The organism is Atribacterota bacterium, assembly GCA_039638595.1.
GTDB lineage: Bacteria > Atribacterota > Atribacteria > Atribacterales > Caldatribacteriaceae > Profundicultor > Profundicultor thermophilus.
Genome location: JBDIWM010000030.1, coordinates 22,517 through 25,084, shown reverse-complemented (window position 1 = coordinate 25,084; position 2,568 = coordinate 22,517). Strand labels below are relative to the sequence as shown.

Genomic DNA, 2,568 nt, shown 5'->3' with positions numbered 1-2,568 from the left:
TGCCGGGATACAGAGGTCAAAAAAGCTGGAGAACAATCTCCAGCTTTTTTGTGTTTTTGAGGGAAAAATGAGTGAAGGAAAGACACTGGTTAAAAATACGATATTAATTGGTTTTGGCACGTTTCTCTCCCGGATAAGTGGTTTAGTGAGGGAGGTGCTCATCTCATCGCTCTTTGGAGCGACCTGGATCACCGATGCTTTTCTCATTGCCTATACCATTCCCAATCTCCTGCGGAGGCTTTTTGCCGAGGGCGCTCTGAGCACTTCGATTGTTCCCGTTTTTTCCCCCTATTTTGTGGGAAAGAAGGAGGGGAAAAATCCCCAGGATTTTGTGGCTGCGGTGTTTACCGGTTTCAGTATCGTAGTGGGGTTGATTTGCCTTCTGGGAATGCTCCTTGCTCCCTGGATTGTGAGGGGAGTGGCTATTGGTTTTCGCAGTGATCCTTCCAAGGTCCTGGTAGTGGCTGATTTTACCCGGATCATGTTTCCTTTTCTCTTGTTCATTTCCTGGTCGGCTCTGGCCATGGGAGTGCTCAATACGGTCCAGGTTTTTAGCTGGTCTGCTCTGGCCCCGATTTTTTTCAACCTGGGAACCATTTTATCGCTCCTTTTTTTACGCTCTTCTGTGCGTTTTTATGCCTTGGCATGGGGGGTGGTTCTGGGAGGCCTCTGGCAGTTTTTCTTTCAGCTTCCCCCGATGTACCGGAGAGGATTTCGACTCCGGATTAAGCTCGACTTTTTCCGGGACGAGGGCTTTCAACAGGTGGTGGGTTTGATGCTCCCGGTCACCTTTTCCTTAGCGATTTCTCAGCTCAATACCCTGGTGGATCGAGTTATCGCCTCTTTGTGTGAAGAAGGAGCGGTTTCAGCCCTTTATTTTGCGGACCGGCTGATGGAATTACCTCTGGGTGTTTTCGGTATTGCTCTTTCCACAGCGATTTTACCTTCACTTTCCCAAAAGGCTTGCCAGGATTCCCTGGAGGATTGGAAGGGAGCATTGTGGCAAGGTGTTCGCTTCATCCTCTTTATCATGGTACCGGTGAGCATTTTTCTTCTGGTGTTCAATGCCCAGACGGTCTCGGTGGTCTATCAGCGGGGTGTTTTTGGGGGACTGGCCACCCGGATGACGGCTTCGGCACTCTTCTTCTATACTTTGGGATTGCCCTTTTTCGCCCTCACCCACCTTTTTACCCGGGCTTTTTACTCACTGCGGGATTCCAAAACCCCGGTCAAAGTGGGTGTAGCGACGGTCCTTTTCAATATCGCTCTGGACCTTATTCTGGTTCGACATTTAAGCTTTAAAGGCTTGGCGCTGGCCACTTCGTTAGCAGCCATGGGAAACTTTGCCGCACTCTGGGTGCTCATGGAGAAGAAATACTGCCGGCTGAGTTTGCCTTTTCGGGTGGGCTTCTGGTATCAAAAGGTCATTGTCCAGGGGGTGATTCTTGTCCTTTTTGCGCTTTTTTTGGTGAACGTCCTGGGGGAAGGGTCAGGACGGTTTTCCCTCTTTCGCTTTGTACTCCTGGTCATTGGTTTTGTTCTGGTTTATCTTGTTTTGGGGCTGGTTCTTAAGGTGGGGGAACATCGGCTGGTCGTCAGTCTGTGGCAGGAGTTGCGGGGGAAATTCCGAAAATAGATGGAGGAGAGCGCTGTGTACCGTATCACCGAAATCAGGAATTTTGGGATTATTGCCCACATCGATCACGGGAAGTCCACCCTGGCGGACCGGATTCTGGAAATCTGCCAGGCGGTTCCCAAAGAGAAGATGCGAGAGCAATTTCTGGACCGCATGGACCTTGAGCGAGAACGGGGTATTACCATCAAAGCCAAAGCGGTGCGGCTGCACTACTTTTCCAAGGTTCAAAACAAAACCTTCGTTTTGAATCTTCTGGATACCCCTGGTCATGTGGATTTTAGCTATGAGGTCTCCCGGGCTTTAGCGTCCTGTGAAGGGGTGTTACTTCTGGTTGACGCCTCCCAGGGGGTGGAAGCCCAGACGCTGGCCCATGCTCAGGTAGCCCTGTCTCTGGGGCGTACCATTATTCCGGTAATCAATAAGATTGACCTCCCTGCGGCCGATGTGGCACGAGTGGAAAAGGAGATAGAAACCATTCTGGGGAAGAACCATTTGCCGATCATGCTGGTGAGTGCCAAACACGGTACTGGAGTGGAAACGCTCATGGAAAAAATCATCGAATTCATTCCCCCTCCTCAGGGAGAAGAGACCCCCTATTTGAGGGCTCTGATTTTCGATTCCCTGTATGACCCCTACCGGGGGGTGTTGCCGTTTGTGCGGGTGATGGATGGAGAAATCCGCAAGGGGATGAAAATCGTGATGTTTTCTACCCAGAAGGAGTTCGAAGTGACCGAAGTGGGTGTGTTTGTTCCCGAACGTAAAGAGGTGGAGCGTCTGGGTCCTGGAGAGGTGGGATATATCGTCTGCAACATCAAGAATATCCAGGATAGCCGGGTGGGAGATACGGTTACTTCGGCAGCGTTCCCGGTGCGGGAGCCAATTCCTGGCTACCGAAAGGTGAAACCGATGGTATTCTGTGGTCTTTATCCGGT

The 2,568-nt window shown here is 50.9% G+C and carries 2 protein-coding genes; both read left to right on the top strand.

Translation table 11 applies throughout. The annotated features are described in order from the left end of the window. Positions 1–1,636 (top strand): murein biosynthesis integral membrane protein MurJ (gene murJ / locus ABDK92_07865; GenBank protein ID MEN3186531.1); only part of this gene is annotated, 1,636 nt, incomplete at its 5' end. Then, positions 1,637–2,568: GTP-binding protein (locus tag ABDK92_07860; protein ID MEN3186530.1), on the top strand; the 932-nt coding region annotated here is incomplete at its 3' end. It lies immediately after the preceding gene.